16 protein-coding genes and 1 riboswitch are annotated in these 18259 nt (G+C 71.6%); of the genes, 4 read left to right on the forward strand and 12 right to left on the reverse strand.

Annotated features, from left to right (window positions below):
• Window positions 1-33: 33 nt before the first annotated feature.
• From V5F67_RS16105 to V5F67_RS16120, 4 genes are all read left to right on the forward strand, one after another.
• Entirely contained in the window at window positions 34-3105 is a 3072-nt protein-coding gene (locus V5F67_RS16105; protein WP_394016791.1) for an Rne/Rng family ribonuclease, read from the forward strand.
• Between the two features lie 401 nt (window positions 3106-3506).
• Window positions 3507-4511, forward strand: a complete 1005-nt coding sequence (locus V5F67_RS16110) for a sialic acid TRAP transporter substrate-binding protein SiaP (RefSeq protein WP_394016790.1) — start codon at window positions 3507-3509, stop codon at window positions 4509-4511.
• 295 nt (window positions 4512-4806) lie between these two features.
• Window positions 4807-5391, forward strand: a complete 585-nt coding sequence (locus V5F67_RS16115) for a TRAP transporter small permease (RefSeq protein ID WP_394016789.1) — start codon at window positions 4807-4809, stop codon at window positions 5389-5391.
• A 4-nt stretch (window positions 5392-5395) separates the two neighbouring features.
• A complete protein-coding gene (locus V5F67_RS16120) occupies window positions 5396-6802 on the forward strand; it encodes a TRAP transporter large permease (RefSeq protein ID WP_394016788.1) in 1407 nt (468 codons plus the stop codon).
• Window positions 6803-6818: 16 nt separating this feature from the next.
• Here the strand turns inward: V5F67_RS16120 and V5F67_RS16125 are convergent, their stop codons facing one another.
• From V5F67_RS16125 to waaF, 12 genes are all read right to left on the reverse strand, one after another.
• Window positions 6819-7406, reverse strand: a complete 588-nt coding sequence (locus tag V5F67_RS16125; protein ID WP_394016787.1) for an SRPBCC domain-containing protein — start codon at window positions 7404-7406, stop codon at window positions 6819-6821.
• A gap of 167 nt (window positions 7407-7573) precedes the next feature.
• The gene (locus tag V5F67_RS16130; protein ID WP_394016786.1) at window positions 7574-7999 is read right to left on the reverse strand and encodes a VOC family protein; all 426 of its coding nucleotides are present in this window, start codon (window positions 7997-7999) and stop codon (window positions 7574-7576) included.
• A 42-nt stretch (window positions 8000-8041) separates the two neighbouring features.
• Complete coding sequence (locus tag V5F67_RS16135; RefSeq protein ID WP_394017790.1) at window positions 8042-9331, reverse strand: RNA polymerase sigma factor; 1290 nt, start codon at window positions 9329-9331, stop codon at window positions 8042-8044.
• A 34-nt stretch (window positions 9332-9365) separates the two neighbouring features.
• Window positions 9366-9746, reverse strand: a complete 381-nt coding sequence (locus V5F67_RS16140; RefSeq protein ID WP_394016785.1) for a YciI family protein — start codon at window positions 9744-9746, stop codon at window positions 9366-9368.
• A gap of 151 nt (window positions 9747-9897) precedes the next feature.
• Window positions 9898-11367 carry a cobyric acid synthase gene (locus V5F67_RS16145; protein WP_394016784.1) on the reverse strand — a complete coding sequence of 490 codons (1470 nt, stop codon included), beginning with the start codon at window positions 11365-11367 and terminating at the stop codon, window positions 9898-9900.
• Window positions 11368-11371: 4 nt separating this feature from the next.
• Window positions 11372-11992 carry a cob(I)yrinic acid a,c-diamide adenosyltransferase gene (gene cobO / locus V5F67_RS16150; protein ID WP_394016783.1) on the reverse strand — a complete coding sequence of 207 codons (621 nt, stop codon included), beginning with the start codon at window positions 11990-11992 and terminating at the stop codon, window positions 11372-11374.
• Window positions 11989-12540: a bifunctional adenosylcobinamide kinase/adenosylcobinamide-phosphate guanylyltransferase gene (cobU, locus tag V5F67_RS16155; protein ID WP_394016782.1), complete on the reverse strand. Its 552-nt coding sequence runs from the start codon at window positions 12538-12540 to the stop codon at window positions 11989-11991. Before cobU ends, cobO begins: the two co-directional genes overlap by 4 nt.
• 1 nt (window position 12541) lies before the next feature.
• A complete protein-coding gene (locus tag V5F67_RS16160) occupies window positions 12542-13165 on the reverse strand; it encodes a HupE/UreJ family protein (RefSeq protein ID WP_394016781.1) in 624 nt (207 codons plus the stop codon).
• A 47-nt stretch (window positions 13166-13212) separates the two neighbouring features.
• A riboswitch (cobalamin riboswitch) is annotated at window positions 13213-13412 on the reverse strand.
• Between the two features lie 79 nt (window positions 13413-13491).
• Window positions 13492-14931 carry a D-glycero-beta-D-manno-heptose-7-phosphate kinase gene (rfaE1, locus tag V5F67_RS16165; RefSeq protein ID WP_394016780.1) on the reverse strand — a complete coding sequence of 480 codons (1440 nt, stop codon included), beginning with the start codon at window positions 14929-14931 and terminating at the stop codon, window positions 13492-13494.
• Between the two features lie 24 nt (window positions 14932-14955).
• Window positions 14956-15942, reverse strand: coding sequence for an ADP-glyceromanno-heptose 6-epimerase (gene rfaD, locus V5F67_RS16170; protein WP_394017789.1), 987 nt, complete (start codon window positions 15940-15942; stop codon window positions 14956-14958).
• Window positions 15943-16065: 123 nt separating this feature from the next.
• Complete coding sequence (gene waaC / locus V5F67_RS16175) at window positions 16066-17085, reverse strand: lipopolysaccharide heptosyltransferase I (protein WP_394016779.1); 1020 nt, start codon at window positions 17083-17085, stop codon at window positions 16066-16068.
• A complete protein-coding gene (waaF, locus tag V5F67_RS16180) occupies window positions 17082-18104 on the reverse strand; it encodes a lipopolysaccharide heptosyltransferase II (RefSeq protein ID WP_394016778.1) in 1023 nt (340 codons plus the stop codon). Before waaF ends, waaC begins: the two co-directional genes overlap by 4 nt.
• Window positions 18105-18259 lie beyond the last annotated feature (155 nt).

Consider the following 18259-nt stretch of genomic DNA (forward strand, 5'->3'; position numbering starts at 1 on the left):
GCCCAGCCTCCGGCGCCGCGAAGAGAGATTTCCATGGCCAACAAGATGCTCATCGATGCCACCCACCCGGAGGAGACCCGGGTGGTGGTCGTGCGCGGCAACCGGGTCGAAGAGTTCGACTATGAGTCCGCATCCCGCAAGCAGCTGCGGGGCAACATCTATCTCGCGAAGGTGACGCGGGTCGAACCCTCCCTTCAGGCGGCGTTCGTGGAGTACGGTGGCAACCGCCACGGCTTCCTCGCCTTCAGCGAGATCCACCCCGACTACTATCAGATCCCGGTCGCCGACCGGCTCGCACTGATCGAGGAGGAGGAGCGCGCCGCCCGCCTCGCCGAGGACGAGCAGGAGATGCGGGACCGGCGCCGCGAGCGTGGCCGCTCCCGCCGCGCCGCGCCCGATGCCACCGTCACCGAGGAGGTGGAGGAGGCCGAGATCGTCGTCGATGCGGCGCCCGAGGGCGAGGCCGCGGCGCCGGCCGAAGCGGATGGCGCCGCCGAAGGCGCGCCGGCCGAGGTTGCGCCCGATGCCCCCGCGGCGGTCGAGGCCGCGCCGGTCGTCGATCATCCCGGCTCCATGGCCGAGCTCGTCGCCCCGGCCGAGGAGGTCGCGCAGACCGAGGCCCGGATCGAGGCCGCGGTCGATTCGCAGTTCGGCACGCCCCTGCCCGCCCCCTCCGAGCAGCACCACACGGACAACGAGGCCGAGCTGCGCCGCGAGGGCGCCGAGGGCGAGAGCCACCCGGCCCCGATCCTGCCCGACGACGAGGACGACGCCCCCGCGCCCGCCGTGGCCGAGAACGGCGAGGCGGAAGGCCGCGCCCCGGCCGACGACGAGGACGACGAGGAGGACAGCGACGTCGACCAGATCGACGAGGAAGAGGAGATCGAGAATCTCGGCGCCGACGAGGACGCCCTGGAGGAGGTGCCCGAGCGCGCGACGCAGCGCCGCGCCCGCACCTACAAGATCCAGGAGGTGATCCGCAGGCGCCAGGTGATGCTGGTGCAGGTGGTCAAGGAGGAGCGCGGCAACAAGGGCGCCGCTCTCACCACCTACCTGTCGCTCGCCGGCCGCTATTCGGTGCTGATGCCCAACACCGCGCGCGGCGGCGGCATCTCCCGCAAGATCACCAATGCGGTGGACAGGAAGCGCCTGAAGGACGTGGTGCAGGACCTGGAGGTGCCCGAGGGGATGGGCATCATCCTGCGCACCGCCGGCGCCAACCGCACCAAGGTCGAGATCAAGCGCGACTTCGAGTACCTGCTGCGCCTGTGGGAGACGGTGCGCGAGCTGACGCTCAACTCCTCCGCCCCGAACCTCGTCTATGAGGAGGGATCGCTCATCAAGAGGGCGATCCGCGACCTCTACAACAAGGACATCGACGACATCCTCGTGGCCGGCGAGGCCGGCTACAAGGAGGCGAAGGACTTCATGCGCATGCTCATGCCGAGCCATGCGAAAAGCGTCATTCCCTATCGCGAGAGCCAGCCGATCTATGCCCGGTACGGGGTCGAGCAGCAGCTCGACGCCATGTTCTCGCCCGTCGTCCAGCTCAAGAGCGGCGGCTACATCGTCATCAACCCCACCGAGGCTTTGGTCTCCATTGACGTGAACTCCGGGCGCGCCACCCGCGAGCACCACATCGAGGACACCGCGCTCAAGACGAACATGGAAGCCGCCGAGGAGATCGCGCGCCAGCTCAGGCTGCGCGACCTCGCGGGCCTGATCGTCATCGACTTCATCGACATGGAGGAGAAGCGCAACAACCGGTCGGTGGAGCGCAAGCTCAAGGACTGCCTGAAGAACGACCGGGCGCGCATCCAGATCGGCCGCATCTCGCACTTCGGCCTGCTTGAGATGTCGCGCCAGCGCATCCGCACCGGCGTGCTGGAAAGCTCCATCGAGGTGTGCCCGCACTGCGGCGGCACCGGCCACGTGCGCTCCGCCGCCTCGGTGGCGCTGCAGCTGCTGCGCGCGCTCGAGGAGCAGCTGCTGCGCTCGACCACCCACAATCTCGTGGCGCGCACCCGCACCGAGGTGGCGCTCTACGTGCTGAACCAGAAGCGCGCCCACCTGCGCGAGCTGGAGGAGCGCTTCTCCGTCACCCTCTCCATCTCCGCCGACGACACCGTCACCGGCCACCAGCCCTTCATCATCGAGAAGGGCGAGCCGGCCGCCCCGGCCCCCGCCGCGCCGCGGCCCTCCAGCGTGGTGCAGCCCGATTCCATCCTGCTCGACGAGGACTACGGCGAGGAGGAGGACGAGGAGGCCCAGGAGGACGGCGCCGAGGCCGAGGCCGAGGGCGCCGAGGCATCCGATGAGCGTGCTGACGACGGCAGCCGCCGCAAGCGGCGCCGGCGCCGGCGCCGGCGCGGCGAGCGCGAGGACACGCGCGAGGCCCGCGACGGCGAGGCCGAAAGCGAGGATGACGACGAGGACGGCGCCGCCGAAGGCGAGGATGCCGAAGGCGAGGCTCGCAGCGACGAGGAGCGCGCCGAAGGCGCCGAGGCCGACGGCCGGGACGACGAGAACGGCGAGCGCCGGCGCCGGCGGCGGGGCCGTCGCGGCGGCCGCCGCAACCGGCGCGAGCGCGAGGACGGCACGGCGGAGGACGGCACGGGCGAGGCCGAAGGCGAGGACGGCGCGAGCGACGAGGCCGGCGCGGACGATCTGGCTGCTGTCGCCGAGACCGAGCCGCGCCCCGACGCCCCCGCCGAGGCGCAGCCGTCTCACGCCTATGCCCCGCTTATGGACGCGGCCGAGCCCGCGCCTGCGGAAGCTGCCGTGCCGGAGATCGCTGCCCCGCCCGCTGCGCCGCACGCCGAGGCCGAGGGCGACGAGCCGGCTCCGGTCGAAGCTGAGGCCGCAGCCAAGCCGCGCCGCCGCTCCACCGTGCGCGAGAAGGCGCCGGTCCTGCTCGCCGGCGCCGATGCGGGCCCCGGTGCTTCGGTGGAGGCTCCGGCCGAGCCCGTTGCTGTGGCAGAGGCGACCGCCGAGGCCGCCGAACCTGCGCCCATGGAGGTGGCTCCCCCCGCCCCGGCCGAGAGCTCCGGTGAGCCGCAGAAGCCCCGCTCGGGCTGGTGGCAGCGCAAGCTGTTCGGCGGCTGAGCCGCGGCTCAACCGAACGCTGATCGACGACAACGCCTCCCGGGACCTCCCGGGAGGCGTTTTCTTTTCGTGCGCAGCGGATGCCGCGACCGGCCGCCGTCCCGGCGCGGACCAAGCCGGATTGCGGTGCCAGAGGAGAGGACCGCTCCCTCCCCACCCCTCCCCCGGACGCGGGAGAGGGAGCTTGGTCCGGACGGAATGCAACGAGACACGCCCCCGCGCGAGGCCCCTTGCCGGTTGCGCCTGCCATAGTACCATGCAGCTGCGGCGGGCGTGGCGTGCCCACGAATCAAAACGATTTAAACGGGGTCCGCCAAGGCCCCGCCGGCACGGGACACGTCACAGCACGCGCCTACAGCACAAGCGGACAAAGACGCCGCGATCATATCGGGAGGAACAGGATGATCCGTCTTCGCCGCGGCCTTTCGGCCGCCACCGTCGTTGGCGCCGCAGCGCTCGCCGCCGTGCTCGCCTCGGGCGCCGCCAACGCCCAGACCAAGCTCAAATGGGCCCACGTCTATGAGCCCTCCGAGCCGTTCCACACCGCCTCGGTCTGGGCCGCGGGCGAGATCGCCAAGCGCACCAACGGGCGCTACCAGATCGATGTCTATCCCTCCTCGCAGCTGGGCAAGGAGAGCGACATCAACCAAGGCCTCACCCTGGGCACGGTGGACATGATCATCTCGGGGTCGAGCTTCGCCGGGAAGGCCTACCCGCCCATCGGCGTCACCTACTATCCCTACACCTTCCGCGATGCGAACCACCTGCTCGCTTATGCCAAGAGCGACGTCTTCAAGGACCTTGCCAAGGGCTACGAGGACAAGACCGGCAATCACATCGTCGCGGTGACCTATTACGGCGTGCGGCAGGCCACCTCCAACAAGCCGTTCAAGTCCTGCGCGGAGATGAAGGGCCTGAAGATCCGCGTGCCCGATGCCCCGGCCTATCTGGCCATGCCCAAGGCGTGCGGCGCCAACATCACGCCCATCGCCTTCGCCGAGGTCTATCTCGCGCTCCAGAACGGCACCGTGGACGCGCAGGAGAACCCGCTCACCACCATCGAGGCGAAGAAGTTCTACGAGGTGCAGAAGAACATCGTCCTCACCGGGCACATCGTCGACCACCTCAACACCATCATCTCCGCCAAGCTCTGGAACCAGCTCTCGCCCGAGGACCGCAAGATCTTCACCGAGGTGGCGCTGGAGGCCGCGGCGCGGGCGACCAAGGAGGTGGCCGCGCGCGAGAAGGAGCTGCTCGACGTGTTCAAGCAGAAGGGGCTGAACGTGGTCGCGGTCGATACGGGCGAGTTCCGCGACACGGTGATGAAGAACATCACCTTCGAGAGCTTCGGCTATCGCAAGGCGGACTGGGACCGCATCCAGGCGCTCAAGAGCGACGCCATGTGAGGGCGGGCCGTCAGCGAACAGGCGCGGGCGCGCAAGCGCCCGTTCAACCGCCCCGGTGACGGCGCAACCGGAGCGTCTCCCCGCCGTCGCCCTCCGGCTCGACCGGAGGGCCCACGACGCGCCCGCCGGATGGATGCTCCGGTCAGGACGGAGCATGACGGCGGACGGAAGTCCCGCCCCCTCACCGGAGCCCCGCTCCCTCACCGCCGCCCCTCGCGCGCGGAGAAGCGCGCCAGCTGCGCACCGCCGACGACGCGGAGCGAGCTTTCCCCTCATCCCACCGCACCGGAACGCCATGGCCCACGAAACCCACACCCGCGTCACCGGCGAGGAGCTCGCCCACACCTTCGACGTCAAGGAGGACGTAGACCTGTCCTCCTACGCCTTCGAGGACTGGATCACCCTCATCGCTTTCTGGATCATGGCGGGCTTGGTCTTCCTCCAGTTCTTCACGCGCTACGTGCTGAACGACAGCTACGCCTGGACCGAGGAGATCGCCAGCTACTTCCTGGTGGCGGTGGTTTTCATCGGCGCCGCCATGTGCGTGCGCCTGTCCCGGCACATCCAGGTGGACCTCCTCTACCGCTTCCTGCCGCCCGCACCGGCGCGGGCGATGGCGCTGGGCGTCGACCTCGTGCGCACCGGCTTCATCGCCTACGGCGTGTGGCTGATGGTGCGCTACATCGCGCTGGTGGGCGAGGAGCCCATGGTGATGGTCGATGCGCCCAAGGCCTACGTCTACTACGCTGTGCTGTTCGGCTTCGTGATGATGCTGGTGCGCTCGCTCCAGGTCTCCTGGGGCAACATCCGCCGCGGCTATTCCATCCTTGAGAAACCGGAGGCCTTCGAGGGCTCCCCCTTCGAGCACAAGGGAGACTGAGCCCATGTGGATCCTCATCGGCGGCTTCCTCGCCCTCATGATCTGCGGCGTTCCGGTGGCGATCGCCCTCGCCGGCGCCTCGCTCCTCTACATCCTCGTCTCCGGCACGGTGCCGGACGTGGTGATCGCCCAGCGCATGATCGCGGGCGTCGAGAGCTTCCCGCTGCTGGCGGTGCCGGTCTTCATCCTCGCCGGCAACCTCATGAACATCGCCGGCGTCACCGGCCGCATCTACGCCTTCGCCGTGGCGCTGGTGGGCTGGATGCGCGGCGGCCTCGGCCAGGTGAACATCATCGGCTCGGTGATCTTCTCGGGCATGTCGGGCACCGCCATCGCCGACGCCGCCGGGCTCGGCACCATCGAGATCAAGGCCATGAAGGATCATGGCTATTCCACCGAGTTCGCGGTCGGCGTCACCGCCGCCTCGGCGACGCTCGGCCCGATCATCCCGCCGAGCCTGCCGTTCGTGATCTACGGCATGCTCGCCAACGTCTCCATCGGCGCGCTGTTCCTCGGCGGCGTGGTGCCGGGCGCGGTGATGACGCTCCTGATGATGATCACCGTCGCCTATTTCGCCCGCCGCAACAGATGGGGGGCGGACGCGGCCTTCTCCTGGCGCCGGCTCGCCTCGGCGGGCATCGAGGTGGCGGTGGTGCTGGCCTTCCCGCTGGCGGTCTATGTGATGATCGAGCTCGGGCTCACCACCAACCAGGCGGTGCTGATCGCCCTCGCCGCGCTCATCGCCCTCGACTGGTACTACGACTTCTCCGCCGTGATGGCGCTGATGACGCCGGTGATCCTCATCGGCGGCATGACGCTCGGCTGGTTCACGCCCACCGAGGCGGCGGTGGCGGCGGTGATCTGGTCGCTCTTCCTCGGCCTCGTGCGCTACCGCTCCATGACCCTACGCACGCTGGCGAAGGCGACCTTCGACACCATCGAGACCACCGCCTCGGTGCTGTTCATCGTCACCGCCGCCTCCATCTTCGCGTGGCTGCTCACCGCGAGCCAGGCGGCGCAGATGCTCACCGACGCCATCCTCGGCTTCACCCAGAACAAGTGGGTTTTCCTGCTGCTGGCGAACCTGCTCATCCTGTTCGTCGGCTGCTTCATCGACACCATCGCCGCCATCACCATCCTGGTACCGATCCTGCTGCCGATCGTGCTCAAGCTCGGCATCGACCCGATCCATTTCGGGCTGGTGATGGTGCTGAACCTGATGATCGGCCTCCTGCACCCGCCGCTCGGCATGGTGCTGTTCGTTCTGGCACGGGTGGCGAAGCTCTCGGTGGAGCGAACAACGGTCGCCATCCTGCCCTGGCTGGTGCCGCTCCTGCTGGCGCTGATCGCCATCACCTACATCCCCGCGCTCACGCTCTGGCTGCCGAACGCCGTGGGCCTCGGGCGGTGAAGGAAGGGCCCCCGCCTCAGCCGGGCGGCGCGCCCTCCACCAGCGCGGCGAGCCGGTCGAGGCTCAAGGCGAGGCCAGCATCCATGGGCGAGCGCAGCACCAGGGTGCGGGCGGCGAGGCTCTCATAGGCGAGGGTGAGCAGCGCCACCGTGACGCCCACCGCCTCGCGCAGCTCCAGCACGACCTCGGTCGCGCCCGGATGCCAGGGCGGATCGAACCGCTCGGTGGCGCGGAAGCCCCGGCCGGGCGCGACGGCGGTGAAAGTGCCGCCCCAACGCATGGTGCGTCCTTGGGAATCGGCCACCGCATAGCGGTAGGCCCCGCCGGGCACCGGATCCGCCTCGGCCTCGATCACGGGGAAGTCCGGCGCGCTGAGCCACCGGCGCACGAGGCCCGCGTCGGTCCAGGCGCGGAAGACGGCGGCGGTCGGCGCGGCGAAGGTGCGGGCGAACAGGATTTCGAGATCGCCACGCGGCGCGATGCGCAAACGGCCCGGCCGCGCGCGCGCGTCGGCCGCCATCTCGTCGAGGGTCGGACGGTCTTCGGCGATCAGGCTCCCGGTCTTCGAGCTCCAGACCCCGCCGGAAGCAGCCTTGGTGGACATTACGATCCTCGTTTCGGACGATGCGCGCGGACCGAGCTTGGAGGCGATCGGCCCGCTTTTGTCAAACCGCGCCGGCCCCGGCGGGCGGGGTCATCCCATGACGCGGCGCCAAAGCGCCCGGCACCCGCCCGCGGGGAGTATCCCATGTGACTCCCGGCCCGGCCTGCTCAGCCGCCCAGCGGCTGGTTCATGGCCCACAGCACGCCGAACGGATCGCGCAATTGCCCATAGCGCGCGCCCCAGAACATCTCCTGCACCGGCATCACCTCCTCGAAGCCGGCGGCGCGGGCGCGCCCCCACCAGGCGTCGATGTCGGTCACCTGGAGCACCAGGGAATAGCCCTGCGGCTTCTCCAGCGCGTGGCCATATTCCGGATAAGGATCGCTCATCATGATCGAGGAGCCGTTGACGTAGAGGTGCACGTGCATGGTGCGTCCCTTGTCGTCGGGCGGGATCGCGGCAGCGGTCTCGGCGCCGAGCGCGCGGGCATAGAGCTCGGCCGCCTTCATGGCGCCGTCGATCTGCAGGTAAGGCACCACCCCGCCCTTCACCGGCACCGCGCCGGCCTTCAAATTCTCCGCTGTCGGATCCATGGATCGCTCTCCTGTGTCGCGCGCCGCACGGCGCGCTCCTACCTATGACGATCGGGCCGGTCCAGGATCGACACCGCCATCGTCTTTTTTCGCCGCGCTGCCGCTAGCGACCTGGTCGAGGTAGCGGCGGATCTGGGCCGCCTCGGCCGTGGTGCCGGCGAGGCTGATGGCGGTGTCGAAGGCGATCTTCGCCTCCGCGTAGCGCTCCAGCTGCAGCAGGAACGCGCCCTTGGCGCCAAAGAAGTGGAAATAGCCGGAGAGCGGCCCCGCCAGCGGCTCGATCATGGCGAGCGCCGCCTCCGGCCCCTTCACCTTGCTCACCGCCACCGCGCGGTTGAGCGTGACCACGGGCGAGGGCCGCATGAATTCCAGCGCCGCATAGAGCGCGTCGATCTGCGCCCAGTCGGTGTCCTCGGCCCGCGCCGCGCGCGCATGGGTCGCGGCGATGGCGGCCTGGACCTGGTAGGGGCCGGGCGCGCGGTGGCGCAGCGCCTTGTCCACCAAGGTCAGCCCTTCGATGATGCGCTCGCGGTCCCACAGCGCGCGGTCCTGCGCGTCCAGCAGCACCGGCTCGCCGGCGGCATCGAAGCGGGCGCGGGCGCGGGCGTGCTGGAGCAGCAGCAGCGCCAGGAGGCCCATGATCTCCGGCTCGGCGGGGAACAGGCGCAGAAGCAGCCGCGCGAGGCGGATGGCGTCCTCGCTGAGGCCCGCGCGCTCCGGGTCGGCGGCAGCGGAATAGCCCTCGTTGAACACCAGGTAGATCATGGCCGCGACGGTCTGGAACCGCTCTGCCCGCTCCACCGCGCCGGGCGCCTCGAACGGCACCTCGGCCTTGGCGACGCGGGCCTTGGCGCGGGTGATGCGCTGCTCCATGGCCGCCTCGCTGACCAGGAAGGCGCGGGCGATCTGCTTCACCGACAGGCCCGACACCACCCGCAGCGCCAGCGCGATCTGCTGGGTGTGGGGCAGCTCGGGATGGCAGCAGATGAACAGCAGGCGCAGCACGTCGTCGCGGTAGTGGGCGCCGTCGAGCCGCTCGGCCATGGGCGCCTCGATGTCGTCGAGGTCGGAGATCGCCTCGTCCGGCGGCAGCGGCGCGTCGCGGGAGGCGCGGCGCTTGCCGTCGAGCGCGGCGTTGCGGCCGACGAGGATGAGCCAGGCCACGGGATCGCGCGGCGGCCCCTTCTGCGGCCACGCCTTCAGCGCCCGCAGGCAGGCCTCCTGATAGGCCTCCTCCGCCGTGTCGAGGTCGCGGAAATAGCGCAGCAGCGCCCCCATCGCCTGCGGCCGGGCGGCGGTGAGCGCGGCGTGGATGAAGGTGGTGTCGGTCATGGCCGTGTCGGTCATCGGCTGCGGCCGGCGCGGGTCAGGCCTCGGCGCCCTGCCGCATGTCGGGCAGGAACAGCCCCACGGGACGCACCTCCAGCGCGCCACCGGGATTGGCCTCGCCGAGCGCCCGCGCGATCTCCAGCGCCCCGTCGAGGTCCGCCGCATCCACGAGGTAGAAGCCCAGCAGCTGCTCCTTGGTCTCGGCGAACGGCCCGTCGATCACCAGCGGCGGCTCCTGGCTCTTGCGCAGGGTGGTGGCGGCCGAGGTGGGCAGGAGGCGGAGCGAGGCCCCCATCTTGCCTTCCCGGGTCAGCCGCTCCTGCACCACCGCGAGCCGCGCCATGACGGCGGCGTCCTGCTCCTTGGTCCAGGCGCAGACCACGTCTTCCTCGTGGTAGCAGAGAATGGCGTACATCATGGGCTTTCGCTCCTTGGCTCTGTCCCGAGGACGCCGGAGTATGCCCAATGCCGACAGGGTACGGCAAAAGTGCGCGCGCGAGCGGCGCGGGCGGCACCATGGGGAGCGCCCCGGCGGGCTCCGGCCGGACCGGAGCTTCCATCCCGTGCCCTCAGCGCGCGGCGGCGAGCAGAGCGTCGAGGTCGAGGTGCGCGGCGAGATGAGCCGCGAGGCGGTCCAGGGTGGCATCCACCCGGTGCTCGAAGTTCTCGCCCCCCGCCGCCGCGCCGAAACCGGCGAGGAACGCGGCGCGGAAGGCGTCGGCGGCGAACAGGCCATGGAGATAGGTGCCGGCGATGCGCCCGTCCGCCGAGGTCGCCCCTTCCGGCACGCCGTCCCCTGCCCTGCCCGCCAGCACCGCGAACGGCCGCTCGGCATCGGCGCCGGTGGTCACCCCCATGTGCATCTCGTAGCCGCGCACCGGCGCCCCGAGCGCCTGTCCCTCGACCTCAACAAGGCGCTTCTCACCCGCGAGCACCGTGTGCACGTCGAGGAGGCCGAAACCGCGGGCGATGCGCGCCTCGCCCTCCACGCCCTCGGGATCGGCGATGGTGCGCCCCAGCATCTGGTAGCCGCCGCACAGGCCCAGCACCCGCCCGCCGCGGCGGGCGAAGGCGAGGATGTCGTGATGGAGCCCCCCGGCCTTCAGCGCCGCCAGATCGGCCAGGGTCGACTTCGAGCCCAGGAGCAGCACCAGATCGGTGTCCACCGGCAGGCTCTCGTGCGGGCGCAGGCGGCGCACCTCGATATCGGGCTCGGCATCGAGCGGGTCGAGATCGTCGAAATTGGAGACGTGGGGCAGGATCGGCACGCCGACGCGCCGCCGTGCCCCGGCCTTGGCGGGCGGCGGCGCGGAAAGCGCCAGCGCGTCCTCCGCCGGCAGGCGCACCGCGTCCGGAAAGTGCGGCACGAGCCCGAAGGCGCGCCAGCCGGTCAGCTCGGCGATGCGCGCCATGCCGTCGGCGAACAGCGCCGGATCGCCCCGGAAGCGGTTGACGATGAAGCCAGAGATCAGCGCCGCATCGTCCGGATCGATCACCCCCTTGGTGCCGACGAGGCTGGCGATCACCCCGCCCCGGTCGATGTCGCCGATCAGCACCACCGGCACCCCCGCGGCGCGCGCAAATCCCATGTTGGCGATGTCGTTGGCGCGCAGGTTCACCTCCGAGGCGCTGCCTGCGCCCTCCACCAGCACGAGGTCGGCCTCGGCCTTCAGGCGCGCGAAGCTGTCCAGCACCTGCGGGATCAGCTGCGTCTTGAGAGACTGGTAGGCGGCCGCGCGCGCGGTGGCGAACACCCGGCCCTGCACCACCACCTGGGCGCCGGTCTCGCCCTGGGGCTTCAGCAGCACCGGGTTCATGTGCACCGAGAGCGGAACCCGCGCCGCCCGCGCCTGGAGCGCCTGGGCGCGGCCGATCTCGCCGCCGTCCGCGGTCACGGCGGCGTTGTTCGACATGTTCTGCGGCTTGAACGGGCGCACTCTCAAGCCCCGGCTCGCGAAGGCGCGCGCCAGCCCCGCCACCAGCAGCGATTTGCCCACATCCGAGCCTGTGCCCTGGAACATGAGCGCGCGCGCGGCCATGGCGTCAGAACTCGATGCCCGGCTGCGCCTTTACCCCGGCGGCGAAATGGTGCTTCACGAGGCCCATCTCGGTGACGAGGTCGGCGGCCGCGATCATCTCCGGCTTGGCATTGCGTCCGGTGACAACCACATGGAGGCTGGGCCGGCGCGCGGCGAGCGCGGCGAGCACCTCGGCGAGGTCGAGATAGTCGTAGCGCAGGGCGATGTTGAGCTCGTCGAGGATGACGAGGCCGATGCCCGCGTCGGCCATCAGCTGCTCCGCCTTCCCGAACGCACGGGCGGCGGCCGCCTTGTCGCGGGCGAGGTCCTGGGTTTCCCAGGTGAAGCCCTCGCCCATGGTGTGCCAGGCGACGCGGTCGCCGAAGGCGGCGAACGCCTCCTGCTCGCCGGTGGACCAGGCGCCCTTGATGAACTGCACCACCCCCACGCGGCCACCACGCCCGAGCGTGCGCAGGGCGAGGCCGAAGGCAGCGGTGCTCTTGCCCTTGCCAGGACCGGTATGGACCAGCAGCAGCCCCTTCTCGAGCGTCTTGCCGGCCACCTCGGCGTCCTGCACGGCCTTGCGCTTCTCCATCTTGGCGCGATGGCGCTCGGCCTCGGCGGGCGTCGGCGCGGGGTCGGTCATGGGGCGCCTCCTCGATCGGGTACCTGGGGGGTCTTGAGGTCGAGCGGCAGGCCCGCCACCACCAACGTCACCCGTCCGGCGGCGGCGGCGACGCGCTGGTTGAGCCGGCCGGCGGCATCGCGGAAGCGGCGCGCGAGCGCGTTGTCCGGCACGATGCCGAAGCCGACCTCGTTGGAGACGCACACGGTAAGGCCGTCCCGCGCCGAAAGGGCGGCGAGCAAGGCGTCGGATTCGGCATCGAGGTCGCGGTCGGCCAGAAGGTGGTTGGTGAGCCAGAGTGTCAGGCAATCCACCAGCGCCGGCCGCCCCGGCGGCAGCGCCGCGAGCGCGCCGGCGAGATCGAGGGGGGCGTCCACGGTCTCCCACCCGGCGGCACGGCGGTCGCGATGGAGGGCGATGCGCACCGCCATCTCGCCGTCGTGCGCCTGGGCGGTGGCCATGTAGGCCCAGGGGCCGGGCGCGGCCTCCACCAGCGCCTCGGCGAACCGGCTCTTGCCCGAGCGCGCCCCGCCGAGGATGAGGACGAGGCCGCCCTCAGGCGTCGCCACCTCAGCCCGGAATGATCTGCCCGGCGAGCGCGGCGATGCCGATGCCCGCCACGGCGGCGCCGGCAAGGCGCGCGTTCAGGGAGACCGGCGCCTCCTTCACCGAGCGGGTGGCGAGCGCGACGCCCACCGCGATCAGGCTCTGAATGATCACGAGGCCGATCAGGTAGGCCACCAGCGGGGCCTGCTCGGCGCCGAAGATCGATTCGCCGTAGGCATAGCCGTGGAACAGGCCGGCGACCGCGAACAGCGCCGCCCATACGGCCGGAGAAACCTTGGCGGCGCGCGCCAGAAGCACGCCCAGCAGCACCACCGAGGCCGCCACCACCAGTTCGGAGGCCGGCAGCGACACGCCCGCCACATGGATGGCGACGCCGATGGCCGAGGCGGCGACGAACGCCACCGGCAGCGCGAGGTTCAGCCCGAACGCGCCGACCACGACGCCGATGCCGACGATGAAGGCGAGATGATCGACGCCGATCACCGGATGGCCGAGGCCCGACAGCAGGCCTTGCGCGAAGCTGGAGGGCAGCCCGCCGTCCATCATGTGATGGGCCTGGGCCGGCGCTGCCGCGAGCATCGCGAGCACGGCGGAAAGGGATGCGGAAACGGCGCGGAACTTCGACATGTGACCCCCTAGCCCTCCCACCGAGGGCGCCCTGGATGTGCCCGCGAGCGGGCGATGCGGCGGCGGCAGGTCTCCTGGCTCGCGGATCGCCGCCCGCCCCGCGCCTTCCCGAATTGCTCCAGTGGCCCTTGCGGGGGGACTCTCCGCTTACAGTTGCGGGGGCAGCTGCGGCATTGGGCGACGAGCGCCCGCACCGCATTCCCTCTTTCGGCCCGCGAGAGCGGGCACCGACACCGGGAGCGACTATAGGGACCAAATCCTCCGCCCGGCAACTCGGCGCGCGGGAATTTTGTGCAGCGCGATGCAGATCGTGGATGCGCGGCGGCCTAACCCTTGGCCTTGGCCACCAGCGCCGAGGTGGAGCGCCCTTCCACCAGCGGAACCAGGGCCACCCGGCCGCCATGGGCCTTCACCACGTCGGCGCCCACCACCTGGTCCTCGCGATAGTCGGCGCCCTTCACCAGCACGTCCGGCCTCAGCTGCGCGATCAGCTCCAGCGGCGTGTCCTGGTCGAACAGCACCACGAGATCGACGCAGCGCAGCGCGCCCATGACGCGGGCGCGCGCCGCCTCGTCCTGCACCGGGCGGCCCTCGCCCTTCAGGCGCTTCACCGAGGCGTCGGTGTTGAGCGCCACCACGAGGCGGTCGCCCTCCCGGGCCGCCGCCTCCAGCAGCGACACATGGCCGGGATGCATGAGGTCGAAGCAGCCATTGGTGAACACCACCCGCGCGCCCGCCGCGCGCCATTCGGCGATGAGGCGGGCGGCATCGTCCGCTCCGAGCAGCGCGCCGGGGGCGATGCCGGGCGTGCCCGCCTCCTCCAGCGCCGCAAGGAGCTCGGCGCGGGTGACGACGGCGGTGCCGAGCTTGCCCACCGCCACCGCGGCGGCGGCATTGGCGAGGTGGACGCAGGCTTCCAGCGGCTGGCCGGCGGAAAGCGCCACCGCGAGCGCCGCCAGCGCCGTGTCGCCGGCGCCGGAGACGTCGAACACCTCGCGCGCCTTGGCCGGCACATGGAGCACCCGCCCGCCGCGGCGCCAGAGCGTCATGCCCTTCTCGGCGCGCGTCACCAGCACGTCGCCGCCGAACTGGGCCGAGGCGGCCTCGGCCGCGCGGGCGGCCTCCGCGTCGGTGGCGTCGGGCAGGCCGGTGGCGGCGGCAAGCTCACTGCGGTTGGGGGTGACGAGGCTGGCGCCGCGATAGGCCTCGAAGGTGCGCCGCTTGGGATCGACCACCACCGGCACGCCCGCCGCCCGGGCGGCGGCGATGGCGGCGGCGATCACCGCGTCGGAAAGCACGCCCTTGGCATAGTCGGAGAGCACGACGACGCGGGCGCCGCGCACCGCCTCCGCCACCGCCCCGAGGAGCGCCTCCAGCATCCGCGGCTCGGGCGGGGCGACGGTCTCGGCGTCGATGCGCACGATCTGCTGGCGCCCGCTCATGACGCGGGTCTTGGTGATGGTGGGCCGGCCGGGGTCGCGCACCATGAGGTCGAGCATCACGCCCGGATGGGCGCCGAGCGCCTCGGTGAGAAGATCCGCCTCGCGGTCGCGCCCGACGAGGCCGACCAGCATCACCCGCGCCCCCAGGGCGGCCGCATTGGCGGCCACGTTGGCGGCGCCGCCGGGCACGATGCGCTCGTCGCCGTGCACCAGCACCGGCACCGGCGCCTCGGGCGAGATGCGCGAGACCGAGCCGGTGATGTAGCGGTCCACCATCACGTCGCCGATGACGACGATGGGGCCGGGCGCGCCGTCAGGCACCATGGCGGGTCGTCCCCTCTGCGCGCCTCACGGCGTCGCCTCGTTGCGGTGGGAGAGATGGCCGGTCACGTAGGAGGCGACGCCCTCCTCCAGCGAGGTGAAGGGCGCGCCGTAGCCGGCCGCGCGCAGCTTTCCCATCTCCGCCTGGGTGAAATACTGGTAGGCGCCGCGCAGGTGCTCGGGCATGTCCACATAGGCGATGCGCGGCTCCTTGCCGAGCGCCGCGAACACCGCCTTGGCGAGGTCGGCGAAGCTCCTCGCCTCACCGGTCCCGACGTTGAAGATGCCGCTCACCTTCGGGCTTTCCAGCAGCCACTGCACCACGGCGACGCAGTCGCGCACATGGATGAAGTCGCGCAGCTGGCCGCCGTCGCCATAGGCCGGATTGTGGGACTTGAAGAGCGTCACGCTCTCGCCCGCCGCGGCGGCGGGGTGGATCTTGTGCACCACCGAGCGCATGTCGCCCTTGTGGGCCTCGCCGGGACCGTAGACGTTGAAGAAGCGCAGGCCCGCGAACTGCGGCGGGCGCGGCCGGCCGGCGCGCACGTCGGCCATGATGCGGCGGTCCACGAACAGCTTCGACCAGCCGTAGGGATTGAGCGGGGCAAGGCGCGCCAGGGCGCCGTCGTCGTCCGCGTCCACGAAACCCTCAGAGCCGTCGCCATAGGTGGCGGCGGACGAGGCGAAGATGAAGGGCAGGCCCTTCGCCGCGCACTGCGCCCACAGGTCCAGCGTCGCGCGGATGTTGCGGGCGACGATCCTGTCGCCGTCGCGCTCGGTGGTAGCGGAGATGGCCCCCATGTGCACGACGCCGCCGAGCCGCCCGCCCTCGCGGGTGACAAAGCCCTCCACCGCCTCGGGGCGGATCACGTCATGAAGCGCGATGTCGGCGATGTTGCGCCACTTCGGCCCGTCCTCCAGCCAGTCGGCGACCACCACGCGGCGACCGTCCGCGGCGAGCGCGCGGGCGATGTTGGAGCCGATGAAGCCTGCCCCGCCGGTCACCAGCATCAGATCGCGGCCAAGGCCGCGCGAAACCGTCATGTGGCTCAGGACCCTCACAATGAACGCGCCCAGAATGGACGCGGTGTGCCACGCCGCCTCCCCGCTTGTCCATAAGCGGCAGCGGACGGCCTCTCACGACGGCGCCGACAGCTCCCGCAGGGTGCGCCAGACGCTCCCGGCCTCGAAGTCGGCGAGGCAGGGCGGCCCCTCGACGGTCTCGGGGGCGATGCGGCAGCGGCTCTTCTCGCAGGGAGCGCAGTCTCGGGTCGACTTCAGCTCGCGCACCCGCGCGCCCACGAGGCCGGTGAGGCGCGGGTCGGTCGGCCCGTAGAGCCCCACCGTCGGCACGCCGAATGCGGCGGCGAGATGCCCCAGCCCGGTGTCGACGCTGACCACGCCGGCCGCCGAGGCGATCAGCGGAATGAGAGTCTCCAGCGGCTGGGGCGGCAGCGGCTCCACCGCCGGCCGGCCCTTGGCGATGGCGCGCGCCCGCGCCTCCTCGGCCGCGCCCTGGGTGAAGACCAGCGCGTGCATGCCCGCCTTCTCCGCCTCCCCCGCCAGCGCCCGCCAGCCGGAGACGGTCCAGGTCTTGGTCGGCCAAGTGGTGCCGTGCAGGAACACGAGATGGGGCGCATCGCCCTCCGGCAGGGGCAGCGGCCGCAGGCCGGTGTCGAGCGGGCGCCCCTCCAGCGAATAGCCGAGCGCGGCGGCGAAGAGCTTGCGGATGCGCTCCGCCATGTGCTCCACCTCCGGCACCCGGTGGCGGCCGTGATAGGCGACGGCGGCGAGCCCCTCGCGGGCGCTCTCGCGGTCGAAGCCGTGGCGCCGGCCCTGGGTGAGCATGGCGACGAGCGCGCTCTTCACCAGGCCCTGGGCGTCGATCACCACGTCGTAGCGCCGGCCGGCGAGTGCGCGCCGGGTGGCGGCGGCCTCCCCGCCCGCGAGCGCGGCCAGCGGGCGCTTCTTCAGCCTTCGCAAGGGTACGGTTATGATCTCGCGCACCGCCGGATGCAGCCGCGCGATGGGGGCGAACGCCTCCTCCACCGCCCAGTCCACCTCCAGGCCCGGCACCGCGCGCATGGCGTCGGTCAAGGCGGGAAAGGTATGGACCACGTCTCCCAGCGAGGAGAGCTTGACGACCAGCACCCTCATCGGGCGATGCGCTCGGCCGCCTCGAACACCTCGCCTGCGTCGATGCCCTCGAGGCAGGCGAGCGTGCCGAGCGGGCACTCGCGCTTCATGCACGGCCGGCAGGCCAGGGGCCGCGAGATCACACAGGCATCCGGCGCCGTGGGCGGCGTCATCTTCTCGGAAGAGGAGCCGAACACCGCCACCACCCGCCGGTCGAGGGCGCTCGCCACGTGCATGAGGCCGGAATCGTTGGTCACCACCACGTTGGCGCCCGCGAGCACGGCCGCCGCCTCCATCAGGTTGGTGCGGCCCGTCAGGTCGTCGATGCCCGGGGCGGCGGCGGCGATCACGGCGCCTGCCGCGGCCTCCTTGGGCGAGCCGACGATCCTGACGCGCCAGCCCACGGCCACCGCGCGGGCGGCGAGCGCGGCGAACTTCTCCGCCGGCCAGCGCTTGGAGGGGCCGTACTCGGCGCCCGGACACAATGCCAGCACCGGCCCCTCTCCGGGCAGCGGGAATTTGCCGGCGACGAGGTCCACCATGCCGTCGGGCACGAACAGGCGCGGGCGCGGCGACGGCGCGGGGGGCGTGTTCTCCGGCAGGCCGAGGGCGACGAAGCGGTCGATGGTGCGCGCGCTCTTGCGGTCACGGTCGGGCCGCGCATCGGTGAGCAGCGGCGAGCGCAGCTCGCCCTGGTATCCCACCCGCTCGGGAATGCCGGCGGCGAACGGCACGATGGCGGCCTTGAAGGCGCGCGGCAGGACGATGGCCTTGGAATAGCCCTCCTCCTTCAGCGCCCGTCCGGCGCGCCAGCGGGCAAGAAGCCCGAGCTCGCCATGGCCGAGGCCGAGGGGAATGGCGCGACGGACGCCGCGGATCATGCGGGCGATGGGCAGAGCGGCGGCGGGGGCGATCACGTCCACCGGACGGCCGGGCTCGCGCAGACGAAGCACCTCGATGAGGCTTGCGGCCATGACCATGTCGCCCACCCAGGCGGGACCGACAAGAAGGAGGGGCGAGACGGAACCGATGGCGCGCATGTCTTGATCGCCGGCGCACGGCCGGCCTGAAAGAAGGAACGGTTGGACCACGTCCCGCATCGGGGGGCGTGGCGCGGACCTTTGTTCCGACCTTCGTTGCCATCCCGTCGCGGGCCGCGCGCAGCCCGATCAGCCCGCCGCGCGGGCTGCCGGGA

The organism is Xanthobacter pseudotagetidis, from assembly GCF_043194795.2.
Lineage (GTDB): Bacteria > Pseudomonadota > Alphaproteobacteria > Rhizobiales > Xanthobacteraceae > Xanthobacter > Xanthobacter tagetidis_A.

Bases quoted from the DNA above. Each gene is read 5' to 3' on its own strand.
- waaC (WP_394016779.1), bottom strand. From the start codon at position 17,085: ATGAGGGTGCTGGTCGTCAAGCTCTCCTCGCTGGGAGACGTGGTCCAT.
- rfaE1 (WP_394016780.1), bottom strand. From the start codon at position 14,931: ATGGTGCCTGACGGCGCGCCCGGCCCCATCGTCGTCATCGGCGACGTG.
- V5F67_RS16110 (WP_394016790.1), top strand. From the start codon at position 3,507: ATGATCCGTCTTCGCCGCGGCCTTTCGGCCGCCACCGTCGTTGGCGCC.
- V5F67_RS16160 (WP_394016781.1), bottom strand. From the start codon at position 13,165: ATGTCGAAGTTCCGCGCCGTTTCCGCATCCCTTTCCGCCGTGCTCGCG.
- V5F67_RS16145 (WP_394016784.1), bottom strand. From the start codon at position 11,367: ATGGCCGCGCGCGCGCTCATGTTCCAGGGCACAGGCTCGGATGTGGGC.
- V5F67_RS16120 (WP_394016788.1), top strand. From the start codon at position 5,396: ATGTGGATCCTCATCGGCGGCTTCCTCGCCCTCATGATCTGCGGCGTT.
- V5F67_RS16125 (WP_394016787.1), bottom strand. From the start codon at position 7,406: ATGTCCACCAAGGCTGCTTCCGGCGGGGTCTGGAGCTCGAAGACCGGG.
- V5F67_RS16135 (WP_394017790.1), bottom strand. From the start codon at position 9,331: ATGACCGACACCACCTTCATCCACGCCGCGCTCACCGCCGCCCGGCCG.
- V5F67_RS16115 (WP_394016789.1), top strand. From the start codon at position 4,807: ATGGCCCACGAAACCCACACCCGCGTCACCGGCGAGGAGCTCGCCCAC.
- V5F67_RS16130 (WP_394016786.1), bottom strand. From the start codon at position 7,999: ATGGATCCGACAGCGGAGAATTTGAAGGCCGGCGCGGTGCCGGTGAAG.
- V5F67_RS16105 (WP_394016791.1), top strand. From the start codon at position 34: ATGGCCAACAAGATGCTCATCGATGCCACCCACCCGGAGGAGACCCGG.
- waaF (WP_394016778.1), bottom strand. From the start codon at position 18,104: ATGCGCGCCATCGGTTCCGTCTCGCCCCTCCTTCTTGTCGGTCCCGCC.
- cobO (WP_394016783.1), bottom strand. From the start codon at position 11,992: ATGACCGACCCCGCGCCGACGCCCGCCGAGGCCGAGCGCCATCGCGCC.
- V5F67_RS16140 (WP_394016785.1), bottom strand. From the start codon at position 9,746: ATGATGTACGCCATTCTCTGCTACCACGAGGAAGACGTGGTCTGCGCC.